This is a genomic window from Streptomyces sp. NPDC050439, assembly GCF_040655335.1.
Classification (GTDB): domain Bacteria; phylum Actinomycetota; class Actinomycetes; order Streptomycetales; family Streptomycetaceae; genus Streptomyces.
This window is the reverse complement of the sequence record NZ_JBFAJT010000003.1, coordinates 885,875-908,853: the sequence shown is the minus strand read 5'-3', so window position 1 is coordinate 908,853 and position 22,979 is coordinate 885,875. Positions and strand designations below refer to the sequence as shown.

Annotated in this window: 19 protein-coding genes; 8 read left to right on the top strand and 11 right to left on the bottom strand. The window is 70.2% G+C overall.

Going from position 1 to position 22,979, the window contains the following annotated elements:
* Positions 1-98 precede the first annotated feature (98 nt).
* Together AB0I66_RS17145 and AB0I66_RS17140 are read left to right on the top strand one after the other, a co-directional pair.
* On the top strand, positions 99-923 hold the full coding sequence (locus AB0I66_RS17145) for a helix-turn-helix transcriptional regulator (RefSeq protein ID WP_363208722.1): 825 nt from the start codon (positions 99-101) through the stop codon (positions 921-923).
* Positions 924-966: 43 nt separating this feature from the next.
* Complete coding sequence (locus AB0I66_RS17140) at positions 967-1,332, top strand: cytidine deaminase (RefSeq protein WP_363208626.1); 366 nt, start codon at positions 967-969, stop codon at positions 1,330-1,332.
* Positions 1,333-1,519: 187 nt separating this feature from the next.
* Here the strand turns inward: AB0I66_RS17140 and AB0I66_RS17135 are convergent, their stop codons facing one another.
* Both AB0I66_RS17135 and AB0I66_RS17130 read right to left on the bottom strand, forming a co-directional pair.
* The gene (locus AB0I66_RS17135) at positions 1,520-1,858 is read right to left on the bottom strand and encodes a P-II family nitrogen regulator (protein WP_363208625.1); all 339 of its coding nucleotides are present in this window, start codon (positions 1,856-1,858) and stop codon (positions 1,520-1,522) included.
* Entirely contained in the window at positions 1,855-3,165 is a 1,311-nt protein-coding gene (locus AB0I66_RS17130) for an ammonium transporter (RefSeq protein ID WP_363208721.1), read from the bottom strand. The genes AB0I66_RS17135 and AB0I66_RS17130 overlap by 4 nt, the downstream gene beginning before the upstream one ends.
* A 200-nt stretch (positions 3,166-3,365) precedes the next feature.
* On the opposite strand from AB0I66_RS17130, the gene era reads away from it, so the two are divergent.
* Positions 3,366-4,325 carry a GTPase Era gene (era, locus tag AB0I66_RS17125; RefSeq protein ID WP_363208624.1) on the top strand — a complete coding sequence of 320 codons (960 nt, stop codon included), beginning with the start codon at positions 3,366-3,368 and terminating at the stop codon, positions 4,323-4,325.
* Positions 4,326-4,771: 446 nt separating this feature from the next.
* On the opposite strand, the gene AB0I66_RS17120 is transcribed toward era, so the two are convergent.
* The 4 genes from AB0I66_RS17120 to AB0I66_RS17105 form a co-directional block, all read right to left on the bottom strand.
* Entirely contained in the window at positions 4,772-6,043 is a 1,272-nt protein-coding gene (locus tag AB0I66_RS17120; RefSeq protein ID WP_363208623.1) for an MFS transporter, read from the bottom strand.
* Positions 6,007-7,392 carry a GH1 family beta-glucosidase gene (locus AB0I66_RS17115; RefSeq protein ID WP_363208622.1) on the bottom strand — a complete coding sequence of 462 codons (1,386 nt, stop codon included), beginning with the start codon at positions 7,390-7,392 and terminating at the stop codon, positions 6,007-6,009. The genes AB0I66_RS17120 and AB0I66_RS17115 overlap by 37 nt, the downstream gene beginning before the upstream one ends.
* Before the next feature lie 74 nt (positions 7,393-7,466).
* Complete coding sequence (locus AB0I66_RS17110) at positions 7,467-7,733, bottom strand: protealysin inhibitor emfourin (protein ID WP_363208621.1); 267 nt, start codon at positions 7,731-7,733, stop codon at positions 7,467-7,469.
* 25 nt (positions 7,734-7,758) lie between these two features.
* Positions 7,759-8,829: a M4 family metallopeptidase gene (locus AB0I66_RS17105; RefSeq protein WP_363208620.1), complete on the bottom strand. Its 1,071-nt coding sequence runs from the start codon at positions 8,827-8,829 to the stop codon at positions 7,759-7,761.
* 297 nt (positions 8,830-9,126) lie between these two features.
* Here AB0I66_RS17105 and leuA point away from each other — a divergent pair, with 297 nt between their 5' ends.
* The 5 genes from leuA to AB0I66_RS17080 all read left to right on the top strand — a co-directional run bounded on the left by leuA (position 9,127) and on the right by AB0I66_RS17080 (position 15,983).
* Positions 9,127-10,854 carry a 2-isopropylmalate synthase gene (gene leuA, locus AB0I66_RS17100; protein WP_363208619.1) on the top strand — a complete coding sequence of 576 codons (1,728 nt, stop codon included), beginning with the start codon at positions 9,127-9,129 and terminating at the stop codon, positions 10,852-10,854.
* Between the two features lie 189 nt (positions 10,855-11,043).
* Positions 11,044-11,739 carry a TerB family tellurite resistance protein gene (locus tag AB0I66_RS17095; protein ID WP_363208720.1) on the top strand — a complete coding sequence of 232 codons (696 nt, stop codon included), beginning with the start codon at positions 11,044-11,046 and terminating at the stop codon, positions 11,737-11,739.
* 181 nt (positions 11,740-11,920) lie between these two features.
* On the top strand, positions 11,921-14,008 hold the full coding sequence (locus AB0I66_RS17090) for an MMPL family transporter (RefSeq protein WP_363208618.1): 2,088 nt from the start codon (positions 11,921-11,923) through the stop codon (positions 14,006-14,008).
* A gap of 140 nt (positions 14,009-14,148) precedes the next feature.
* Positions 14,149-15,309: a histidine kinase gene (locus AB0I66_RS17085; protein ID WP_363208617.1), complete on the top strand. Its 1,161-nt coding sequence runs from the start codon at positions 14,149-14,151 to the stop codon at positions 15,307-15,309.
* Positions 15,306-15,983: a response regulator transcription factor gene (locus AB0I66_RS17080; protein ID WP_363208616.1), complete on the top strand. Its 678-nt coding sequence runs from the start codon at positions 15,306-15,308 to the stop codon at positions 15,981-15,983. Before AB0I66_RS17085 ends, AB0I66_RS17080 begins: the two co-directional genes overlap by 4 nt.
* Positions 15,984-16,207: 224 nt before the next feature.
* Here the strand turns inward: AB0I66_RS17080 and AB0I66_RS17075 are convergent, their stop codons facing one another.
* From AB0I66_RS17075 to AB0I66_RS17055, 5 genes are read right to left on the bottom strand one after another with little or no spacing between them, the layout of a single operon-like run.
* Positions 16,208-17,143, bottom strand: coding sequence for a dihydrodipicolinate synthase family protein (locus AB0I66_RS17075; RefSeq protein ID WP_363208615.1), 936 nt, complete (start codon positions 17,141-17,143; stop codon positions 16,208-16,210).
* On the bottom strand, positions 17,140-18,219 hold the full coding sequence (locus tag AB0I66_RS17070; RefSeq protein ID WP_363208614.1) for an ABC transporter ATP-binding protein: 1,080 nt from the start codon (positions 18,217-18,219) through the stop codon (positions 17,140-17,142). The genes AB0I66_RS17075 and AB0I66_RS17070 overlap by 4 nt, the downstream gene beginning before the upstream one ends.
* On the bottom strand, positions 18,216-20,207 hold the full coding sequence (locus AB0I66_RS17065; RefSeq protein WP_363208613.1) for a dipeptide/oligopeptide/nickel ABC transporter permease/ATP-binding protein: 1,992 nt from the start codon (positions 20,205-20,207) through the stop codon (positions 18,216-18,218). The genes AB0I66_RS17070 and AB0I66_RS17065 overlap by 4 nt, the downstream gene beginning before the upstream one ends.
* Positions 20,207-21,166: an ABC transporter permease gene (locus AB0I66_RS17060; protein WP_363208612.1), complete on the bottom strand. Its 960-nt coding sequence runs from the start codon at positions 21,164-21,166 to the stop codon at positions 20,207-20,209. The genes AB0I66_RS17065 and AB0I66_RS17060 overlap by 1 nt, the downstream gene beginning before the upstream one ends.
* The gene (locus AB0I66_RS17055; protein ID WP_363208719.1) at positions 21,163-22,824 is read right to left on the bottom strand and encodes an ABC transporter substrate-binding protein; all 1,662 of its coding nucleotides are present in this window, start codon (positions 22,822-22,824) and stop codon (positions 21,163-21,165) included. The genes AB0I66_RS17060 and AB0I66_RS17055 overlap by 4 nt, the downstream gene beginning before the upstream one ends.
* Positions 22,825-22,979 lie beyond the last annotated feature (155 nt).

Sequence of the window (22,979 nt, the reverse complement as noted above, 5' to 3'; positions counted from 1 at the left end):
TGCGGATGGCAGGGACGAGTGAGGCGGCGGCAGTTGCGGCTGTGCGGCCCCAGGACGAGGCCAAGGCGCGGCGGCTCGGCGAGCTGCGCGAGTTCCTGATGAGCCGCCGCGCCCGGGTCAGCCCCGCGGAGGCAGGCCTCCCGGACGGCGGCGCGCGGCGGCGTACGCCGGGTCTGCGCCGCGAGGAGGTCGCCGTGCTCGCCGGGGTCGGCGCATCCTGGTACCAGTGGCTCGAGCAGGGCCGCGACATCTCCGTGTCGCCGCAGGTCCTGGACTCCGTGGGACGCGTCCTGAAGCTGTCGAGCACCGAGCGGCGGCATCTCTACGTGCTGGCCGGGCTGAATCCGCCCGCGCCCGAGGTCGAGCAGGCCGACCGGGACATGTGCGAGGGGTTGCAGCGGCTCATCGACACGTGGATGCCGTACCCGGCACACATCATGGACCGCTACTACAACTGCGTCCTCTACAACGACGCCGCCGGGATGGTCTTCGGGATGCGGCCCGAGATCACCCAGAACTGCATCGTGGACTTCTTCACCGATCCCATCTACCGCTCCCGGAGCGTGAGTTGGAGGGAGAACGCGGAGAACGTCGTCGCGCAGTTCCGTGCCTCCTGCTCGGAGACCCCGGACGACGAGGGGTTCCAGGCGGTGCTCGCCGAGCTGCGGGAGACGGCGGGCGAGGAGTTCACCGAGCTGTGGGAGCGGCGGGACGTGCGGCCTGCGGGGCAGGTGCACAAGGAGCTCACGCATCCGCTGGTGGGTGCCTTGCACGTCGAGTCGACGGCCCTGCGGGTGCCGGCGCGGCCCGATCTCACGATCGTGCTGCATACGCCGTTGCCGGAGGCGGAGACCGCGGCGAAGCTGGAGTGGCTGGCCTCGCCGGAGGGGCGGCGGGGGTCCATGTACCCGGTGGCCGGGTGAGCCCCTGTTCTTCGTCCTCCGTGTGCCTCCGTATGCTCGGATCATGACCGAGAGTGCTGCGTCGCCTGACGCGCTTGACGCTGAGGACCGGAAGATCGTTACGCTGGCTCGTTCGGCGCGGGCGCGGAATGGGGTGGCCGAGGGGGCCGCTGTGCGGGACGAGACGGGGCGGACGTATGTCGCCGGGACGGTTTCGCTTCCCTCGCTGTCGCTTTCCGCCTTGCGTACCGCCGTGGCGATGGCGGTTGCTTCGGGGGCGGAGTCTTTGGAGGCGGCGGCGGTCGTCTCCTCTGCGGAGGAGCTTTCCGCCGAGGACCTTTCCGCTGTGCGGGATCTTGGCGGGGCCGGGACGCCGGTGTTCCTGGCGGGGGCTGATGGTGAAGTCCGAGTGCGGGCTCAGGCGAACTGACCTTTTCCCCAACCCCGCCCCTTCCCGAAAACTCGCTCGGCGCGAGGGCCTTGTCCTCAAACGCCGGACGGGCTGAATTTTCAGCCCGTCCGGCGTTTGAGGACGAACTCGGCGAAGCCGGTGATGACGGCAACCAAGGCCCCCGCGCCAGAGCGGGTTTTCGGGAAGGGGTGGGGTTGGGGAAAGATCAAATTGCGTCCGGGCCCCGTTCCCCCGTTCGTACCCGCACCACCGTCTCCACCGGGACCGCCCACACCTTGCCGTCGCCGATCTTGCCCGTGGATGCCGCGCGGACGATTCCGTCGATCACGGGCTCCGCGTCCGCGTCGTCGACCACGACCTCCACCCGCACCTTCGGGACCAGGTCCACCTGGTACTCCGCGCCCCGGTACACCTCCGTGTGACCCCGCTGGCGGCCGTACCCGCTTGCCTCGGTGACGGTGAGGCCCTGGATGCCCAGTTCCTGGAGCGCGGTCTTCACCTCGTCCAGGCGGAACGGCTTGATGACCGCGGTGATGAGCTTCATCGGACGGTGCTCCCCTTCATCGGGCTGACCAGGACGCCGTGATCGTAGGCCGTCTCCGCGTGGTGCGTCTGGTCGAGGCCCGTCTGCTCGTCCTCCGCCGACGCCCTGAAGCCCATGAGCTTGTCGATCGCCTTGCCGATGCCGTACGTCACCGAGAACGTGTACGCCGCCACCGCGAGCACCGCCACCGTCTGCTTGCCCAACTGGGCGAGCCCGCCCCCGTAGAAGAGGCCCTCCGCGCCGTCCGTCATCGTGGCCGTCGCGAACAGGCCGATCAGGAGCGTGCCGACCACGCCGCCGACCAGGTGGACGCCCACGACGTCGAGTGAGTCGTCGTAGTCGAGGCGGAACTTCCACGCCACGGCGTACGAGCAGACCACCCCGGCCGCGAGACCGACCACCGCGGCGCCGAGCACCCCGACGACCCCGCACGCGGGCGTGATGGCGACCAGGCCCGCCACCGCGCCCGACGCCGCGCCGAAGGTGGTGGGGTGGCCGTCACGTCGCTGCTCCACGAAGAGCCAGCCGAGCAGGCCCGTGCAGCCGGCCAGGAGGGTGTTCAGGAGGGAAGCCGCCGCGAGACCGTTCGCGCCGAGTGCCGAGCCGCCGTTGAAGCCGAGCCAGCCGAACCAGAGCAGGCCCGCGCCCATCAGGACCATCGGGAGGTTGTGCGGACGCATCGCGTCCTTCTTGAAGCCGATGCGCGGGCCGATGACCAGGACGAGGGCGAGGCCGGAGGCTCCGGAGGCGATCTCGACGACCAGGCCGCCCGCGAAGTCAAGGGCGCCGAGGGACGAGGAGATCCAGCCGTCCGGGCCCCACACCCAGTGCGCCACGGGAACGTATACGAGCAGCGCCCACACCGGCACGAAGACCAGCCAGGCCGCGAACTTCGTGCGGTCCGCGATCGCGCCGCTGATCAGTGCCGTGGTGAGGATCGCGAAGGTCAGCTGGAACGTGGTGAAGAGGAGGGTGGGGACCGTCCCGGTGAGGGTCTGCGGGCCGATGCCCGCCAGGCCGAGGTGGTCGACGCCGCCGATCAGGCCCGCGAACGCGTCCTCGCCGAACGCGAGCGAGTAGCCGGCCAGCAGCCACACCACCGTGACCAGGGCGATCGAGACGAAGGACATCAGGAGCATGTTGAGGACGCTCTTCGTGCGGACCATGCCGCCGTAGAAGAGCGCGAGGCCCGGTGTCATCAGGAGGACCAGGGCGGTGGCCGCGAGCAGCCAGGCCGTGTCGCCGGTGTCGGGGCCCTCGGCCGCGGCCAGGGTGGTGAGGGAGTGCGCGTACTGCGCGTACTGCACGGACTGCACGGGGAATCTCTCCTCCGGGTGGGGGCAGAGGGAGAGCGTCACCGCCCCGCGTTTCCGAACGGGCACCCGGGCGTTTCCGGCGTGTTTCGTGTTGCGCGAGGGTTTCCGGACGCTCACGAACGGCCTGCCGGTGCCCGATCAGGGGTCCGAGAGCGCCTCGGGGTGCTGCGGCCCTCCGGCGATCAGGGAGAATGGGCGCCATGAGCGTTCGTACCGAGTCATCCGAGCCGTCCGAGGCCACCCATCGCGCCGGTTTCGCCTGCTTCGTGGGCCGCCCCAACGCGGGCAAGTCCACCCTCACGAATGCTCTGGTCGGCCAGAAGGTGGCGATCACCGCGAACCAGCCGCAGACCACGCGGCACACGGTCCGCGGCATCGTGCACCGGCCCGACGCCCAGCTGATCCTGGTGGACACCCCCGGGCTCCACAAGCCGCGCACGCTGCTCGGCGAGCGGCTCAACGACGTCGTGCGGACCACGTGGGCCGAGGTCGACGTCATCGGCTTCTGTCTGCCCGCGAACGAGAAGCTCGGCCCCGGCGACCGCTTCATCGCCAAGGAACTGGCCGGCATCAAGAAGACGCCGAAGATCGCGGTCGTGACGAAGACCGACCTCGTCGACAGCAAGACGCTCGCCGAGCAGCTCATCGCCATCGACCAGCTCGGCAAGGAGCTCGGCTTCGAGTGGGCGCAGATCGTGCCGGTCTCGGCGGTCGGCGACAAGCAGGTGCAGCTGCTCGCGGACCTGATCGTCCCGATGCTCCCGAAGAGCCCGCCGCTCTACCCCGAGGGTGACCTCACGGACGAGCCCGAGCAGGTCATGGTCGCCGAGCTGATCCGCGAGGCCGCGCTCGAAGGTGTGCGGGACGAGCTGCCGCACTCCATCGCCGTCGTGGTGGAGGAGATGCTGCCGCGCCAGGACCGGCCCGCGGACAAGCCGATGCTCGACATCCACGCGAACGTCTACATCGAGCGCCCCAGCCAGAAGGGCATCATCATCGGCCCGAAGGGCAAGCGCCTCAAGGAGGTCGGGATCAAGTCCCGCCAGCAGATCGAGGCACTCCTCGGCACGCCGGTCTTCCTCGACCTGCATGTGAAGGTCGCCAAGGACTGGCAGCGTGACCCCAAGCAGCTCCGCAAGCTGGGCTTCTGACGGGTTGGGGTTGTCGCGTCGCTGGCAGTATGCAGGCCGGCCGCGCGGCGGTAGCCGCATATTGATACAGCCTCGACCTGCACGTCAAGGTCGCCAAGGACTGGCAGCGCGACCCCAAGCAGTTGCGCAAGCTGGGCTTCTGACGGGTTGGGGTTGTCGCGTCGCTGGCAGTATGCAGGCCGGCCGCGCGGCGGTAGCCGCATATTGATGCAGCCTCGACCTGCACGTGAAGGTCGCCAAGGACTGGCAGCGCGACCCCAAGCAGTTGCGCAAGCTGGGCTTCTGACGGGTTGGGGTTGTCGCGTCGCTGGCAGTATGCAGGCCGGCCGCGCGGCGGTAGCCGCATATTGATGCAGCCTCGACCTGCACGTGAAGGTCGCCAAGGACTGGCAGCGCGACCCGAAGCAGTTGCGCAAGCTGGGCTTCTGAGGTCAGTCCACCCCGGGTTACTCCACGCCCCTGATCCGCGTCACGAGCAGCGCCCCCGCGAGCCCGATCGCGGCCGCCACCAGATACAGCACCCGGTAGCCGCCCAGGTGTGTCACGAGCGGGGCCGCCAGGGCGGGGGCCGCCACCTGGGGGAGTGAGTTGGCGATGTTGATGACGCCCATGTCCTTGCCGCGGTCCATGGCCTTCGGCAGGACGTCCGTCATCAGGGCGAAGTCCACGGACGTGAAGACGCCGAAGCCCACGCCGAGCACCGCCGCCGCGACGATCGCGCCCGTCCAGGTCTGCCAGCCGGACAGCAGGGCCGTCGCCACCGCCATCAGGACGCCGGACCAGAGCACGAACGGCTTGCGGCGGCCCACGCGGTCCGACCAGACACCGCCCACGACCACGGTCGCGAGCAGCGTCACGCCGTTCACCGCCGTGAGGATCAGGACGCCCTCGTCCGGGTCGGAGTAGTCGAGGCGGTCCCGTAGGTAGTAGAGGAGATAGAGCAGGACCAGGGCGTTGCTGAGGTTGATCAGGAAGCGGGTCAGCCAGGCCCAGCCCAGGTCCGGGTAGCGGCGCGGGCTCAGCCAGAATGCGCGGGCGAACGACCGCCACGCGAACGGCGGCCTGTCCCGCGGCGCGAGACGCAGGTCCCGGTGGCGCAGGACGTAGGGCAGGACTCCGGCCAGCGTGAACACCGCGCACGCCGCGTACCCCGCGGCCACGCCCCCGGCGACCGTCGCGAGGCCCGTCCCCACCACCACGCCCAGGATCTGCGCCGCCCCCAGCCAGCCGCCCACCGCGCCCCGCTGCAGCCGGGGCACCCGGTCCGGCACGGCCGCCGTGACCGCGGCGAACGCGGCGTTCAGGGTGAGCTGGACCAGGCACCAGCCCGCCGCCATCCACCACACGGAGCCGGCGGCCGAGAGCAGCAAGAGCGCCGCCGCGCCGCCCGCCGTGCCCGCCACGATCCACGGGGTACGCCGCCCGAAGCGCGACACGGTGCGGTCCGAGAGCGCCCCGAAGAGCGGGTTCGAGGCGAGGGACACCACCGCGCCCGCGCCCGCGACCCACGCGAGGACCGTCTCCTTTGAGGTGCCGGCCGGGGCCAGATCCTCCGCCTGCACGGCGAGCAGGATCTGCAGCGGGCCGTACCAGCCCACCCAGATCGCGCCGTTGGCGAGCGACAGGGATGCCGTCCAGCCCCGGCCGACCCGGTCGACCGGCTCCCGCAGCGCGTCGGCCGTCATGCCCGTTGCGCCCGCAGCGCCTCGCGCAGCCATGCGTACGACGCCTTCGGGGTGCGGTCCAGGGTCGTGTGGTCGACGTGGACGAGTCCGAAGCGTTGCCGGTAACCCTCGGCCCACTCGAAGTTGTCCATCAGGGACCAGACGAAGTAGCCGCGTACGTCCACTCCCTCCTCCAACGCGCGGTGCAGCGACCGCAGATGGCCGTCGAGGTAGTCGATCCGGCGCTGGTCGTCGATGCCCTCGTACGAGCAGCCGTTCTCGGTGATCACCAGCGGGGGCAGGCGGTCGACGTACCGGTCGCGGAAGCCGGTGAGCAGCTCGGTCAGCGACTCCGGGACCACCGGCCAGCCGAAGTCCGTCACGGGGCGGCCCTCGATCTCCCGGGGGGAGAAGGGGAGTTCGGGCGGCAGGGTGAGGCCGGAGAACTCCGTCGGCGCCGCCGCCGTTGCCGATGCCGGGAGCGGGGCGCCCACCTTGGTCGGCTGGTAGAAGTTGATGCCGTACCAGTCGACGGGCTCGGCGATGACCTTCAGGTCGGCCTCGATGTCGCTGCCGCCCGGCATCAACTCCCCGATGCCGTCCGGGTATCGGCCCAGGATGAGCGGGTCGGCGAACAGGCGGTTGAGGAGCACGTCGTAGAAGTCCGCCGCCTGGGTGTCCTCGGGCGAGGACGACGCGGGCCAGGTGGGGCCGTGCGAGTTGGCGATGCCGATGTCCGTGACGCCCGCCGCGCGCAGCGCCCGTACGGCGAGACCGTGGGCGAGGAGCTGGTGGTGCGCCACCGGCAGCGCGTCGAACATGAGCTGCTGTCCGGGCGCGTGCTGGCCGAGCGCATGGCCGAGGAGGGTGTGCTCGGCGGGTTCGTTCAGGGTGATCCACTTCTTGGCGCGGTCGCCGATGCGCCCGGCCGCCACCGCCGCGTACTCGGCGAAACGCTCGGCCGTGTCCCGCCGCAGCCAGCCGCCCTCATCGGCCAGGGCGAGCGGGGTGTCCCAGTGGAAGAGCGTGGGGACGGGGCTGACGCCCGCCGCGCACAGCTCGTCGACGAGGCGGTCGTAGAAGTCCAGGCCCGCGGCGCTCACCTGGCCCGCCCCGCTCGGCAGCACGCGCGGCCACGACACCGAGAAGCGGTAGGCGTCCGCGCCCAACTCGCGTATCAGCGCGACGTCTTCGCGGTAGCGGTGGTAGTGGTCGCAGGCGACGGCGGCCGTCGTGCCGTCCTTCACCCGGCCCGGCACCGCCGTGAACGCGTCCCAGACCGAGGGACCGCGTTCGTCGACGGCGCCCTCGATCTGGTGAGCGGATGTGGACACCCCCCACACGAAGTCGCGGGGGAACTGAGGGAGTGGTTCACGCGCATGGGTCGCACGGGTCGCTGCCATGGGCGCGATCTTCCGTACGGCCGCGCACGGAAGTCAATGGGCGTGCCTCAGAAAAGATGAACACTTCTCAAGTTTTACGAGCCCTCCTTCAGGACCCGCGAGATCAGCTTCCGCTGCGGATCGGTCAGACGTGGGTCCGAGCAGTACACCGTGTGCCCGTCGACGGTGAGCTGGTAGTTGAAGCCGTCCGGCACTCCTATGGGTGGCGTGCCCCTGCCTTCGGCCAAGGCCTCTTCGGCCAGGGCGTGCCACGCGTGGGCATCGGGCAGCTCCGAGGTGTCGACCTCGGCGTGCCGCTCGATGCCCGCGAAACCTCCCGTGCGCTTCACCTGGATACGCATGGGTCCTGTCTACTCCACGGGCCGGTCAGTTGTAAGGCACCCCGACCTGGGACCACGCCTTCACCACGGCGCCGTGCTCCTCGCCCTCGCCGTACTTGTCGCGCGCCGCGGCCACGGTCAGCTTCGCGAAGTCCGCGAAGGACGCGTCCTGGGCCAGCTCGCCGCCGGTCAGGACCGCGTACCAGATCTGTCCGGCCCGCTCCCACGCGTTGCCGCCGAGCGCCTCTGCCAGCAGGTAGAAGGCGTGGTTGGGGATGCCGGAGTTGATGTGCACGCCGCCGTTGTCGCGGCCCGTGCGGACGTAGTGGTCCATGTCGGCGGGCTGCGGGTCCTTGCCGAGCACGTCGTCGTCGTACGCCGTGCCGGGGGCCTTCATGGAGCGCAGCGCCTTGCCGGTCACGCGCGGGGCGAGCAGCCCGGCGCCGATCAGCCAGTCGGCCTCGGCGGCGGTCTGGCCGAGCGTGTACTGCTTGATCAGCGAGCCGAAGACGTCCGCGAAGGACTCGTTCAGGGCGCCCGGCTGGCCGAAGTACGTGAGGTTCGCCGTGTACTGGACCACGCCGTGCGTCAGCTCGTGGCCGATGACGTCCACCGGAATGGTGAAGTCGAGGAAGATCTCGCCGTCACCGTCGCCGAACACCATCTGCTCGCCGTTCCAGAAGGCGTTCCCGTACTTCTCGCCGTAGTGGACCGTCGCGTTCAGCGGCAGACCGCTGCCGTCGATGGAGTTGCGCTGGTACGTCTTCAGGAACAGCTCGAAGGTCGCGCCGAGGCCCGCGTACGCGCGGTTGACGGTCGCGTCCTTGCCGGGCTTCTCGCCCTCGCCGCGGATCTTGCGGCCCGGCAGCTCGGTCTTGTGCCTGGCGTCGTAGATCGTGCGGTGCGGCTTGCTCTCCGCGGCTTCCTTGGGCAGTGAGACGGACGGGGCGCCGATGACCGTGGTCAGACGGCGGTGGGTGCGCTCGATGGAGTCCCGTTCCAGGGTGCGGCGGGCGGGACCCGCGAGCGTGGCGTCGTCACTCTGGGCCAGAGTGTCGAGCACGTGGGGCGGAATGATGGTGCAGAAGACAGGCTCGAAGCCTGGGTTGGCGGTCATGGCGGCAATGTGGCACTGGGTCATGCCGCTGTCACTACCTGCAACCATGATTAATGAAATAGAGGTATTGATCACCTCATACCCGTAACCTGGCGGCGATCCCGCATACTGATACGCACCCGCGCACACAGCGCGGCTCGGCTAGGCTGCGGAGCATCATGCGTTACGGGCTGCTTCTCCTTAGCTGCCGCGGCGAGGGCCTGTAGTCGAGGCCGACCCCCTCCCCGCGGAGTTCGGTGTTGCTCGCGAAGCGACCGTCGGCCGTCCTTAAGGACACTCCCGAGGAGCCCCCGCATCATGGCGATCAAGCCCAATCTGCAGCGCGCCACTTCCATGCCGATCCACAAGTACGGGCAGTACGACCAGGTCGACATCCCCGACCGCACGTGGCCCGACAACCGGATCACGGTCGCTCCCCGCTGGCTCTCCACGGACCTGCGCGACGGCAACCAAGCGCTGATCGACCCGATGTCCCCCGCGCGCAAGCGCGAGATGTTCGACCTGCTGGTCCGCATGGGCTACAAGGAGATCGAGGTCGGCTTCCCCTCCTCCGGGCAGACGGACTTCGACTTCGTACGGTCGATCATCGAGGACGGCGCGATCCCGGACGACGTCACGATCTCCGTGCTGACGCAGGCCCGCGAGGAACTCATCTCCCGCACCGTCGAGTCGCTGGTCGGCGCCAAGCGCGCCACCGTCCACCTGTACAACGCGACCGCGCCCGTCTGGCGCGAGGTCGTCTTCCGTGGCTCGAAGGACGCGGTCAAGCAGATCGCCGTCGACGGCACGCGCCTGGTCATGGAGTACGCGGAGAAGCTGCTGGGCCCCGAGACGGTCTTCGGCTACCAGTACAGCCCCGAGATCTTCACCGACACCGAGCTGGACTTCGCCCTGGAGGTCTGCGAGGCCGTCTGTGACGTATGGCAGCCCGAAGAGGGCCGCGAGATCATCCTGAACCTGCCCGCCACCGTGGAGCGTTCGACGCCCTCCACCCACGCGGACCGCTTCGAGTGGATGTCCCGCAACCTGACCCGCCGCGAGCACGTCTGCCTGTCCGTCCACCCGCACAACGACCGCGGCACGGCCGTCGCCGCCGCCGAACTGGCCATCATGGCCGGCGCCGACCGCATCGAGGGCTGCCTGTTCGGGCAGGGCGAGCGCACCGGCAACGTCGACCTGGTCACGCTGGGCATGAACCTCTTCTCGCAGGGCGTCGACCCGCAGATCGACTTCTCCGACATCGACGAGATCCGCCGCACCGCCGAGTACTGCAACCAGATGGAGGTCCACCCGCGCCACCCGTACGCAGGTGACCTCGTCTACACCGCCTTCTCCGGCTCCCACCAGGACGCCATCAAGAAGGGCTTCGAGGCCATGGGCGTCCGGGCCGAGCAGCAGGGCAAGACGGTCGACGACATCGAGTGGGCCGTCCCGTACCTGCCCATCGACCCCAAGGACGTCGGCCGTTCGTACGAGGCCGTCATCCGCGTCAACTCGCAGTCCGGCAAGGGCGGCATCGCCTACGTCCTGCAGAACGACCACAAGCTGGACCTGCCGCGCCGCATGCAGGTGGAGTTCTCGAAGATCATCCAGACGAAGACCGACTCCGAGGGCGGCGAGGTCACGCCGGGCGCGATCTGGGGCATCTTCCAGGACGAGTACCTGCCCAACCCCGAGAACCCGTGGGGACGCATCCAGGTCAAGAACGGCCAGACCACCACCGACAAGGACGGCACGGACACGCTGACCGTCGAGGCGACGGTCGACGGCGCCGACACCGTCCTGACCGGCACCGGCAACGGTCCGATCTCGGCCTTCTTCAACGCGCTCCAGGGCATCGGCATCGACGTACGCCTGCTGGACTACCAGGAGCACACGATGAGCGAAGGAGCCTCCGCGCAGGCCGCGTCGTACATCGAATGCGCCATCGGTGACAAGGTCCTGTGGGGCATCGGCATCGACCCCAACACGACGCGCGCGTCGCTGAAGGCCGCGGTCTCCGCGGTGAACCGCGCCGCACGCTGACGCCTTCCGGCCGCCGGGCAGGCCGAAAATGAGCCTGCCCGGCGATCGTCTACCGGCCATCTCTCGCACAGGGTGCTGACGCCACATCAACAATGTGGCTAACATCACGCCCAACGCGGCAATGTTGCCGGGGCGTTACGGAGGTGCGCGGTGCAGCCAGATCGGGGACGAAACGGCCGGGAATCCCGCATCTTCGCCACGCCCGTTTCCCGCGGGCGGGTCCTGCGCCGGCGCGTGATCGGCGTGCACACGGCCTGGACCACCGTCGGGGACGGCGAGTTCTTCTGCCCCGGCTGCGGCGGTGACCGCAACTACCAGCGCCGAACTGGCCGACGCCGCTTCGTCCTGCTCGGTGTGCCGGTCCTGCCGCGCGGCGCCGCGGGCCCCATCGTCGAGTGCGCCGCCTGCGGCGACCACTTCGGCACGGACGTTCTCGGCCATCCCACCACCACACGTCTCTCGGCCATGGTGCGCGACGCCGTGCACACCGTCGTCCTCGCCGTCCTCGCCGCGGGCGGCACCTCCTCGCGCACCACGCTCGACGCGGCCGTCGGCGCGCTGCGCGGGGCGGGCTTCGACGACTGCCGCGAGGAACAGCTCGTCGCGCTCGTCGACGCGCTCGCCGCGGACACCGGACGGGCCACCGTCCCGGACTGCGGGCCAGGTCTGGCCATAGAACTCCACGAGGCGCTCGGCCCGTTGGCCCCGCACCTGGCCCCGGCCGGACGCGAGGCGCTGCTGCTCCAGGGCGCGCGGATCGCCCTCGCCGACGGCCCGTACACCCCCGCCGAGCGCGAGGTGCTCGCCACGGCGGGCGGCGCGCTGACCATCGGCGCGGACGAGGTGACGCGGCTGATGGTCGCGGCGCGGACGACGCACTTCTGACCTCAGGGGCGGCCCCTGAGGTCACCTCAGGGGTGTAGGGGCGCTACTCCCCAGGGAGTACTGCGACGCGGATGTCTCCCAGCGCCGTACTCCCCAACTCGCCCTCGCGCCCGACGGAACGCGCGGGCCCCTCCGGAAGGGTTGGCACCGAACTTGCCGACCTGCCGGAAGGAGGCCCGTCATGCGGGCCGAACAGACCACCGCACGACGGCGACGAGCCGTGCCCTGGGGGCTCCTGGGGCTGTGGATCGCCGTCATCGCGCTCGCCGGGCCCTTCGCCTCGAAACTGGCCGACACCCAGCAGGACCGTGTCGTCGACTACCTCCCCGCCAGCGCCGACTCCACCCACGTCGCGGAGCTCCAGGCCCAGTTGCCCGGCGGCGAGGCCACGGAACTCGTGCTCGTCTACCACCGTGCCAAAGGTCTGACCGCCGCCGACCGCGAGACCGCGGCCGCCCAGGTCGCCGAGATCGGCCGGGACCACAAGCTGACCGCCACCCCGCGCGCCGTACCGTCCAAGGACGGCACCACGCTGATGTATCCGGTGGCGAGCAACGAACCCGGCCAGGACGAGGAGGCCAGGGACGCGCTCGTCGACGACGTACGCGAAGTCGCCGAGGGCAAGGGCGGGTTGAGCGTCGACGTGGGTGGCCCGGGGGCCCTCACCACCGATGCGGGCAAGGTCTACAACTCGCTCGGCGGTCCGCTGCTCTACACCACCGCCGGCGTGGTCGCGCTGCTCCTGATCATCATCTACCGCAGCCCCTTCCTGTGGCTCGTGCCGCTCGCCGTGGCGGGCATGGCCGACTACCTGGCGATGGGCATCGCGTACGGGCTGCACGAGGGCTTCGGGACGTCCGTCACCGGCCAGAGCAGCGGTGTGATGACGATCCTCGTCTTCGGCGCGGGGACCGACTACGCCCTGCTCATCGTTGCCCGCTACCGCGAGGAGCTGCGCAGGATCGAGCGCCCCTACGACGCGATGGCCGCCGCGCTGAAGGGATGCGGTCCCGCCGTGCTCGCCTCGTCGGGGACGGTCGCGCTCGGCCTGTTCTGCCTGCTCGCCGCCGACCTCAACAGCAGCCGGGGCATGGGCCCCCTCGGCACGGTCGGCGTGCTGTGCGCGCTCGTCGCGATGCTGACGCTGCTGCCCGCGCTCCTGGTCCTCCTCGGACGGCGCGTGTTCTGGCCGCTCGTGCCCACCTTCGGGAGCGAGCCCAAGAAGCGCCGCAGTCTCTTCTCCATGATGGGAAGCTCCGCGGGGCGCAGGCCCCGCACCGTGCTCCTGGGCGGCGCCGTGCTGCTCGGCGCGCTCGCCCTGGGGGCGTTCAGCCTGCCGGGTGCGCTGAAGCAGGAGGACTCCTTCACCAAGACACCCGACTCCGTCACCGCCATGGAGACCCTCGCCAAGGCCTACCCCGAACAGGGCACCCGGCCCCTCACCGTGATGGCCCCCGAGGACCGTGCCGCCGCGGCCCTGTCCGCCATCAAGGACACGAAGGGCGTGGAGAACGCGCAGAAGGGGCGTACGGGGAAGGGCTGGACGGAGATCTCCGTGATCGCGAAGGCCGCGCCCGAGTCGGCGGGCGAGACGGCGACGATCAAGGCGTTGCGGGCCGACCTGGACGGCTCGTACGTGGGCGGTGCCAGCGCCCAGCAGCTCGACCTGAAGGAGACGAACGACCGTGACACGATGATCATCGTGCCGCTGGTCCTCGCGGCGGTGCTGCTGATCCTGGTCGTGCTGCTCCGGTCACTCGTCGCGCCGTTGCTGCTCCTCGCGGCCGTGGTCGCGGTGTGGGGGGCCTCGCTGGGCATCGCGGGCCTCGTCTTCGAGCCGCTCCTGGGCTTCGAGGGCACCGACCCGGGGCTCGGCCTTCTGTCCTTCGTCTTCCTCGTCGCCCTGGGCGTCGACTACGGCATCTTCCTGATGCACCGCATGCGCGAGGAGTCCCTCGCCGGGGCGGAGCCGGGCGAGGCCGCGCTCACCGCGCTGCGCACGACGGGCGGCGTCATCGCGTCGGCGGGACTGGTGCTCGCGGCCACGTTCGCGGTACTCACCAGCATGCCGCTGGTGCAACTGGTCGAGCTCGGCTTCGTGATCGCGGTCGGCGTGCTGCTCGACACGTTCCTGGTGCGGACGTACCTGGTGACGAGCGCGAGCGTGGCGCTGGGGCGCAAGGTGTGGTGGCCGGGCAAGCTGTCGCGGCCCGCGCCCGCCACCGGCCCGGTCCCGGAGACGCGGCCCGAACGGGTGCCCGCGCCCTGACAGTTGACCGCTTCAGGACGCCCCTTCCCTGCCGGAGGGGCGTCCTCGTACGGGAGGATGCAGCGGTGGGGAGAGAGCCGCAGGTTCAGGTCCGCCCGGGTCCGTCGGGGCCGCGTGGTGTGCTGCCCTTCACCGGGGCCGTGCCCGGCACTTCGCGCGCACTGCGGGACGACGCGGTGTTCGCGGCGGGTCTCGCGGTGCTGTCCACCTTGCTCGCGGTCCTCGTCGTGGACGGGCGGCGGCCGGACGCGCTGGGCTGGGCGCTCCTCCTTGGCGCCCACCTGCCCCTGGTGTGGCGGCGAAGCCGTCCCGTGCCCGTGCTGCTTGCCGTCATGGCCTGCGTCGCGCCCTACCACGCCGTCGACTACACCCATGTGGCCGCGGTCCCGGTCGGCATGGTCGCCCTCTACACCGTCGCCGTGTCCGGCCGTCCGCGCCGCGCCCTGATCACCGGGTCCCTCGTCGTCGGCGTCACGATGACGGTCAACGCGAGCGTGGCCCCGCATCAGGTGGCCGAGGTGCTGAGGATCGCCGGGTGGATCGTCGCGGTGCTGCTGCTCGGCGTGTACGTGCGCATCCACCGCCAGTACGTCACCTCCGTACTGGAACGTGCCGAGCGGGCCGAGCGCACGCGGGAGGAGGAGGCGCGGCGGCGGGTCGCCGAGGAACGGCTGCGGGTCGCCCGCGATCTGCACGATCTGCTCGCGCACAGCATCACCCTGGTCGGCGTGCAGACCTCCGTCGCGGCACATGTCCTCGCCGCCGATCCGGAGCGCCTCGACCGGGCGGCGGTGGCCAAGGCCCTGGACGACATCGCCGACACGTGCCGCTCGGCGCGAGGCGAACTCCGCGCCACGCTTGAGGTGTTGAGGGAGACGGGCACCGCGGAGGAGTCACGGGGCCCGCTGCCCGGCCTCGACGGCCTCGCCGATCTCGCGGAGGCGGCGCGTACGTCCGGCGCCGAGGTCGACCTCGCCGTACGGGAGGCCGACGCGCCGCCCGCCGTGGGCGCGGCGGCCTACCGCATCGTGCAGGAGGCGCTCACGAACGCGGTGCGGCACGGCGGGCCGGGGCTCACCATCCGGGTGGGGATACGGGTGGTGGACGCGGCCCTGCGGGTGACGGTCACGGACGACGGGCGGGCCGCCGATGACCCCTCGCACACCCCCGGGTTCGGCCTCGTGGGGATGCGGGAGCGGGCCCGGAGCGTGGGCGGCACCCTGGAGGCGGGGCCCCGGTCCGAGGGCGGTTTCATGGTGTCGGCCGTACTGCCCCTGGTGCCTGTGGGAGGGCTTCGATGACGATCCGTGTGCTGCTTGCCGACGATCAGACCCTGGTACGTGCGGCCTTCGCGATGCTCGTCGAGTCCGCTCCGGACATGGAGGTGGTGGGGCAGGCGGGGACGGGGCGGGCCGCGGTCGACCTGGCCCGCTCGGAGCGGGCCGACCTCATCGTCATGGACATCCGCATGCCGGACCTGGACGGGATCGAGGCGACGCGGCTGCTCGCGCGGGACGAGGATCTGGCCGGGGTGAAGGTGCTGATGCTGACCACGTACGACACGGACGAGCATGTCGTGGAGGCGTTGCGGGTGGGGGCCTCGGGGTTTCTGGTGAAGGACACGAAGCCGGCGGAGTTGCTGGAGGCGATTCGGGTGGTGGCGGCGGGGGAGTCCCTGCTGTCGCCGGGCCCGACTTCTCGGCTTGTTGCGCGGGTGTTGCGGGGGCCGGCGGAGGTTGCGCTGCCGGATGCGCTTTCCGGTCAGTTGAGCGAGCGGGAGTGTCAGGTTCTCGCGCTGGTCGCGCGGGGCCTGAACAACGCGGAGATCGGGGAGTCGCTGGGGTTGAGCCCCTTGACGGCGAAGACTCATGTCAGCCGGATCATGGGGAAGTTGGAGGCGAGGGATCGGGCGCAGCTGGTGATCGTGGCTTATGAGTCGGGGTTGGTGCGGCCGGGGGTGGAGGGCGCCAGGTAGGGGCGGTCCCTGCGGGGCTTTCCCCAATCCCACCCCTTCCCGAAACCAGGGGGCTCCGCCCCCTGGACCCCCGAAAAGATGGCCTCAAACGCCGGCCGGGCTGAGTGGTTCAGCCCGTCCGGCGTTTGAGGACGAACTCGGCGAAGCCGGTGATGAAGGCACGCCAAGGCCCTCGCGCCAGAGCGAGTTTTCGGGAAGGGGTGGGGTTGGGGACTGAAAGACCGTTACAACAGCCCGGCCCCAGCCAAGAACTTCCCCACCCGCTCAACCTCCCCTGGGGCCAGGGGGACCTGCGGCTCCGCAGTAGCGGGGCAGGCAATCACGCCCCGTAGGTGCAGCGCCGCCTTGAACGCCCCCAGCGCGGAAGAGCTCGCACCCATCCTCCCCGCATCCCCCACCCGCACCATCCCGAACAGCCCGCACAACCGCTCCTGTTCGGCCCGAGCCCGCACCCAGTCCCCCTCCCGGCAGTAGCGATACAGCCGCGCATAACCCTCCGGGTCCACATTCCCCAACCCCGGCACCACCCCGTCCGCCCCCATCGCCAGCGCCGAGTCCACCGTCGTCTCCGAACCCGTAAGGACGCTGAAGCCCGTGACGTCCGTCCGGCCCCGCGCCCCGAGCACCACCTCCCGGAAGTTTCCCTCGTCCCCGCTGGAGTCCTTCAGGCCTGCCAGGACGCCGTCCGCCGCCAGTTCCAGGATCAGCTCGGCGGGCAGTTTGGAGTGGACCGAGGCCGGGAGGTCGTACGCGAAGACCGGGACCGGGGAACGCGCCGCGACGAGGCGGAAGTGGCGGGCCACCTCCGCCGGGTGCGTGCGCGTGTAGAAGGGGGCCGTCACCACCACGCCGTCCGCCCCCGCGTCCGTCACGGAGCGGACGTGGTCCAGGACCCTTGGCGTCGCCATGTCGATCGCCCCGGCCAGGATCGGCAGTTGGCCCCCCGCATGGCCCGCCACCGTCTCGATGACCAGCCTCCGCTGGGCGTCCGTCAGGTACGCCGCCTCCGACGACGAACCGAGGACGAACAGGCCGTCGACCCCGCCCGCGACCAGATGGTCGACCAGCCTGACGAGTGACGCCGTGTCCACCTCGCGGTCCGGTGTCAGGGGCGTGCAGACGGGCGGAACGACACCGGTGAGCGGGGTGGGCAGTGTCATGGGGTCTCCCTGGGGCTCGCGTCCGTGGCGGCGGACTGGATCACTAGCTCGTGCGTGGACTGGCCGTCCGGCACGGGGTGGTGGCAGCGGTAGCGGTGCCCGGACCGCCCGGACCGGCCGGACCCGGACCCCGACGTCGACTCAAGGTCCGGCATCGTGGCCGCGCAGACGTCGTCCGCCTTCCAGCACCGCGTACGGAACGGGCAGCCGCTCGGCGGTCGCGTGGCCGACGGCACCGGGCCGACGAGCGGGATCGGGTCGATGGGGTCCAGGAGGCCGGGCGTCGCGGAGAAGAGGGCCCGGGTGTACGGGTGGCGCGCTCGGTCCAGGATCTCCTCGGCCGGTGACTCCTCCACGATCCTGCCCAGGTACATGGTGATGACCCGGTCGCTCATCCGCCGCACCGTCTGGATGTCGTGCGACACGAAGACCAGGGCGAGGCCGAGCCGCTCCTTCAGGTCCAGGAGGAGGTTGAGGATCTGGGCGCGCACGGAGACGTCGAGCGCGCTCGTCGGCTCGTCCGCCACCACGAGCTCCGGTTCGAGGGCCAGGGCGCGCGCGATGGCCACGCGTTGGCGCTGGCCGCCCGACAGCTGGCCGGGCAGACCGTCGGCCAGGACCTTGGGGAGGCCGACCAGGGACATCAACTCACGGACACGCGCGTCACGTTGGGTCGACGTCCCCATCCTGTGCACGTCCAGGGGGTCGCGGAGTATCTGGCGTACGGTCAGTCTGCGGTTCAGGGCCGTCGACGGGTCCTGGAAGATCATGCCGGTGTTGCGGCCGATCGCCGTCCGGCGCTCGGCCGGTTTCATCGTCCACAGGTCGCGTCCCCGGAAGGACACCGTCCCCGCCGTGGGCTGCTGCACCCCCACGAGCACCTTCGCGAGCGTCGACTTGCCGCACCCCGACTCGCCCACGACACCCACCGTCTCACCGGGCGCGATGGTCAGATCGGCGCCGGTCAGGGCGTACACCCGCTCGCGCGAGAAGAGGCCGCCCGAGCGTGCGCGGTGCACGACGTGCGCGTCGGAGAGGGAGATGAGGTTCTCGGCCGCCGTATTGTTCGTCGTCATTTGAGGGCCTCGTTTCCCCTGGGCCGCGGCACCCGCGGCGGCTGCTGCGCCGGGTGGTGGCAGGCGATGGAATGATGTGCCCCGCCCACGAGTTCGGGCGCCGTCGTACGGCACACCTCGCTCGCCAGGGGGCACCGGTCCGCGAACCGGCAGCCCGCGGGGAAGTCGGCCGGCGAGGGGACGACGCCCTTGATCTGGGTCAGGCGCTGCGCCGCCGATTCGAGCGAGAGGACCGAGCCGAGCAGGCCGCGCGTGTAGTGGTGCGACGGCGCCTCGACGAGGTCCGCCGTCACGCCCGTCTCGACGATCTGGCCGCCGTACATCACCACCACCCGGTCGGTGACGTCCGCGACCAGGGCCAGGTCGTGCGAGACGAGGATCAGCGCGAAGCCCAGCTCCTCGCGCAGACGGAGGAGGAGTTGGATGACCTGGGCCTGGACCGTGACGTCCAGGGCCGTCGTCGGCTCGTCGGCGACGATCAGTTTCGGGTCGCGGGAGAGGGCCATCGCGATCAGGACGCGCTGGCGCTGGCCGCCGGAGAGTTCGTGCGGGTAGCTGCGCAGGGTGCGTTCCGGGTCGAGGCCGACCAGTTCGAGGAGTTCGACGGCCGTGCGGCGCCCTTCTCTTCGTACGACCTGCTTGAGCTGGGAGCGGACCGTCATCGCGGGGTTGAGGGAGGACAGGGCGTCCTGGTAGATCATCGCCATGTCGTGGCCGAGGAGCCGTCTGCGGACGCGCATCGGCATGCCGAGCAGTTGCTCGCCGTCGAAGGTGACCCGGCCGCCGGTACGGGCACCCTTGGGTTCCAGGCCCATCACGGTCAGCGCGGTGAGCGACTTGCCGCAGCCCGACTCGCCCACCAGGCCCAGGACTTCACCGGGCCGGACGTGGAAGCTGATGCCGTCGACGATGTCCACGCCGCCGTGACGGGCGTCGAAGCCGATGGTGAGGTCGGAGACCGTGAGCACCGGAGTGCCCTCCGGCAGCGGGCGCGCGCGTGAGCGCAGGCGCTCGGCCGCCTCCGTCAGGCCCGGCAGTTCGAGGACCTCGCCGCTGCCCGGCTCGGGCGCTTCGAGACGGTCCTCCTTGCGGGCCTCTCCCGGTACGTCGCGGGTCGCGGGCGCCGCCCACGCGTCGGACACGCCCTCGGAGAGGATGTTCAGGGCGAGGACCGTGATCAGCATGAGCAGGCCGGGGAAGACCGTCGCCCACCAGCCGCCGAGCAGCACCATGTTCTTGCCGTCGGCGATGACGCTGCCCCAGGACGGGTCCGGCGGCCGCACGCCCGCGCCGATGAACGACAGCGAGGCCTCGAAGACGATCGCCTCGGCGACCTGCACCGTGCAGAACACCAGGATCGGCGCCGCGCAGTTGATGGCCACGTGCTTGATGAGGATGTGCGGGGTGCGGGCCCCGACGATGCGCTCGGCGACGACGTAGTCCTCGCCGTACTGATCCATCACGTTCGCCCGCACGACCCGCGCGATCGGTGGGGTGAACAGGAACGCGATGGCGCAGATCAGCACGAGGATGCCGCCGCCGAAGACCGCCACGAGGACGGCGGCGAGGGCGATCCCGGGGAACGCCATGACGATGTCCAGGCACCGCATCAGCGTCTCGTCGACCGCCTTGCGCGAGGTCGCAGCGATCGCCCCGAGCGCGGCCCCGACGATCAGGGCGAGCAGCGTCGCCCCGAGCCCGATCGCGAGTGACCAGCGCGCCCCGTACATCAGCCTGCTGAGGATGTCCCGGCCGAGGCTGTCCTGCCCCATCCAGTGGTCGGCGGTCGGGTGGCCCGTGCCGTCGGCCTGCGGCTGCTGGTCGAGCGGGTCGTGCGGGGCGATCAGCGGCGCGAAGAGCGCCACGAGGACGACCACGCCGATCACGCCCACCGCGATGCGCGAGAGCACGGGCAGGCGGCGCAGGGATCGCAGCCGGATGCCGGGCCGCGAGAGGCGCTCGGCCAAGGCCTTGCGTGACGTGATCATCAGGCGGTCCCCCTCAGACGCGGATTGACCAGCAGATAGAGGATGTCGAGGACCAGGTTGACGACCACGAATCCGACGGCCGTCGTGATGACGACTCCTTGCACGACGGCCGGGTCGCCGTTCTTCACCGCGTCGATCATCAGCTTGCCCATGCCGGGCAGCGAGAAGATCGTCTCGATGACGACGGCGCCGCCGAGCAGATAGCCCACGCGCAGGCCGAGCACGGTCAGCGGGTTGATGAGGGCGTTGCGCAGGACGTTGCGGCCGACCACCACGACCGGTGGCAGGCCGCTGCCGATCGCCGTCCGCACGTAGTCCTTGTCGAGTTCCTCGACCACCGCCGTGCGGATGATGCGGGTGAGCCCGGCGGCCACCGGCAGGGAGAGCGCGAGGGCGGGGAGCGTCATCGTCTTCAGCCAGCCGGTGAAGGAGTCACCGGGGTTGACGTACCCGCCGGTCGGGAACCAGCCCGCCTCCACCGCCAGGTACTGGATCATGAGCAGCGCCAGCCAGAAGCCGGGCGCCGCCACACCGGTCAGCGAGATGACGCGGATCAGCTGGTCCGGCAGCCGGTCGCGGTAGATCGCGGCGGTCACGCCGAGCAGCAGCGAGACGACCACCGCGATGCCGAGCCCCAGGAAGGTCAGCTGGAGGGTGAGCGGCAGCGCGGTGGTGACCTGCTCCATCACCGGCGAGCGCGTGAGCACGCTGATGCCCATGTCGCCCTGGACCAGATCGCCGACGAACGCGGCATAGCGCACCGGCAGCGGATCGAGCAGCCCGTTCTCCTCGCGGAAGTCATGCAGCTGCTCCTCGGTCGGATTGGCGCCCTGGAAGAACGCCGACGCCGGGTCGACGTCCGAGAACCGCATCACGAGGAAGACGAACAGGACGATGCCGAGCAGCAGCGGGACGAGCAGGACCAAGCGGCGGACCAGGATCCGGAGGACCGCGATCACGTCGCCCACTTCGCCTGGAGCAGGTTGATGCCCGGGTAGGGCTGGGCCTTGACGCCGGTGAGCTTCTTCGGGTCCCAGGCGGTCATCAGCTCGTTGTGGACGACCGGATAGATCACCGCCTGCTCGGCGACGGTGTCGATGTAGTCCTGGATCATGGCCTTCTTCTTGGCCGCGTCCGGCTCGCGCGTCGCCTGGTCCATGTCCTTGAAGAGCTTCTTGGCCACGGAGTTGTCCGCCCAGCGGGCGTAGCCCATCCACAGGTTCTCGGGCCCGTAGTTGTAGTGCATGATCAGGTCGGGGTCGATGCCGAACTGGTTGGGATTCGACGCGGCCGCGACGACTTGGTAGTCCTTCTTCTGATCCATCTTGGTGAAGACGGCCGTGGTCTCCTGCGGGTCAAGGGTCGTCTTGACGCCGATCGCGTCCCACGAGGCCTTGATGGTCGGCAGGCAGTCGACGATCCAACTCACGTTCACCGCGATGAGGTTGATCGACAGATCCTTGACCCCGGCCTCCTTCAGGAGCTTCTTCGCCTTCGCGGGGTCGTATTCGTAGACCGTCTTGGCCGGCCGGTAGGCGGGGTTGGACTCGTTGAGAAACGAGGTGGAGGCCTTCCCGTGCCCCTTCAGGGCGACCTGGATCATCTTCTCGGTGTCGATGGCGTGGTGCAGGGCCTGGCGCACGCGTACGTCGTCGAAGGGCTTGTGCGCGGTGTTGAACATCAAGAACAGGTTGTTCATCCCTGCCCCGCCCTCGACGGTGAGCCCGCCCTTCTTGAGCTGCTCGATGTTGGCGTACGGGATGTTGTCCGAGATCTCCGAGTCCGCGCTGCCACCGGAGATCTTCGCGACGCGGGGTGCCGCGTCCACGATGGTCAGCCAGTTCATCTTCTTGAAGGCGGCCTTGCGGGGGCCGTTGTAGTCGTCGAAGGCCTCGAAGGTGGTGTTGGATTTCGGGGCGTGCGACGCCTGCTTGTACGGGCCCGAGCCCACCGCCTTGCCCTTGGTCGCCTCGTCCCAGGCGCCGGGCTCGGAGAAGACGTGCTTCGGCATGATCTTGGCGAGGGAGAGCCGGGCCAAGCCCTCCGGGAACGGGAACTTCAGGATCAGCTCGACCGAGGTCGCGTCGATCTTCTTGACCTCCTTCAGCCAGCTCTCGAAGAAGCCCTTGGCCAGCGTCTGCGTCTTCGGATCGAGAATCCGGTCGAAGACGAACACCACGTCGTCGGCGGTCACGGGCTTCCCGTCGTGCCACTTGGCGCCGGGCCGCAGCGTGAACTTCCAGGTGGTCGCCTTGGCGTCGGTGGGGATCTCCGTGGCGAGCGCGGCATACGGCTCGCGGGTGATGGGATCGGTGTTCAGCAGACCTTCGTAGATGTGCTCGTTGCCGGCCATCGCGAAGGCGGACGCGGTCTGCGTCGGGTCCCAACTGCCGTCGTTGCCGTAGCCGATGACGGCGGTGAGGGTCGAGTCGCCGCCCTTGCCGCCGCCGTCCCCGGCCTCGTTCGTGGACTCGGGTCCTCCCGAGCAGGCGGAGAGCGTGGTGGTGATGGCGGCGGCCGCGCCCAGCACACCGGTGTACTTGAGGAAGGACCGACGGTCCGGTGCGGGTCCGGTGTGTCCGGTGGATCCGGTCGCCCCGCCGGAGCCTGTGCTGATCTTCTGGTCGCTCACTGTGTCTCCCCTTGCTCCCTTGAGAGATCCCACGTCCTACGTCGTGGTGGCGTGGCGACCATAAAAGGGGCCGGGAGGGCGGTCAAGGCCCTGGACAGTGCGCTGGACAGTGCACTCGTGCGGGTGAGGGTTCGGGGATC

What these genes read in the sequence shown, in the direction of transcription:
- AB0I66_RS17120 (WP_363208623.1), bottom strand. Translation starts at nt 6,043, where the DNA reads ATGGCTGCGCGAGGCGCTGCGGGCGCAACGGGCATGACGGCCGACGCG.
- AB0I66_RS17070 (WP_363208614.1), bottom strand. Translation starts at nt 18,219, where the DNA reads ATGACGACGAACAATACGGCGGCCGAGAACCTCATCTCCCTCTCCGAC.
- AB0I66_RS17075 (WP_363208615.1), bottom strand. Translation starts at nt 17,143, where the DNA reads ATGACACTGCCCACCCCGCTCACCGGTGTCGTTCCGCCCGTCTGCACG.
- AB0I66_RS17090 (WP_363208618.1), top strand. Translation starts at nt 11,921, where the DNA reads ATGCGGGCCGAACAGACCACCGCACGACGGCGACGAGCCGTGCCCTGG.
- AB0I66_RS17145 (WP_363208722.1), top strand. Translation starts at nt 99, where the DNA reads ATGAGCCGCCGCGCCCGGGTCAGCCCCGCGGAGGCAGGCCTCCCGGAC.
- leuA (WP_363208619.1), top strand. Translation starts at nt 9,127, where the DNA reads ATGGCGATCAAGCCCAATCTGCAGCGCGCCACTTCCATGCCGATCCAC.
- AB0I66_RS17065 (WP_363208613.1), bottom strand. Translation starts at nt 20,207, where the DNA reads ATGATCACGTCACGCAAGGCCTTGGCCGAGCGCCTCTCGCGGCCCGGC.
- AB0I66_RS17140 (WP_363208626.1), top strand. Translation starts at nt 967, where the DNA reads ATGACCGAGAGTGCTGCGTCGCCTGACGCGCTTGACGCTGAGGACCGG.
- era (WP_363208624.1), top strand. Translation starts at nt 3,366, where the DNA reads ATGGGCGCCATGAGCGTTCGTACCGAGTCATCCGAGCCGTCCGAGGCC.
- AB0I66_RS17110 (WP_363208621.1), bottom strand. Translation starts at nt 7,733, where the DNA reads ATGCGTATCCAGGTGAAGCGCACGGGAGGTTTCGCGGGCATCGAGCGG.
- AB0I66_RS17115 (WP_363208622.1), bottom strand. Translation starts at nt 7,392, where the DNA reads ATGGCAGCGACCCGTGCGACCCATGCGCGTGAACCACTCCCTCAGTTC.
- AB0I66_RS17080 (WP_363208616.1), top strand. Translation starts at nt 15,306, where the DNA reads ATGACGATCCGTGTGCTGCTTGCCGACGATCAGACCCTGGTACGTGCG.
- AB0I66_RS17105 (WP_363208620.1), bottom strand. Translation starts at nt 8,829, where the DNA reads ATGACCGCCAACCCAGGCTTCGAGCCTGTCTTCTGCACCATCATTCCG.
- AB0I66_RS17135 (WP_363208625.1), bottom strand. Translation starts at nt 1,858, where the DNA reads ATGAAGCTCATCACCGCGGTCATCAAGCCGTTCCGCCTGGACGAGGTG.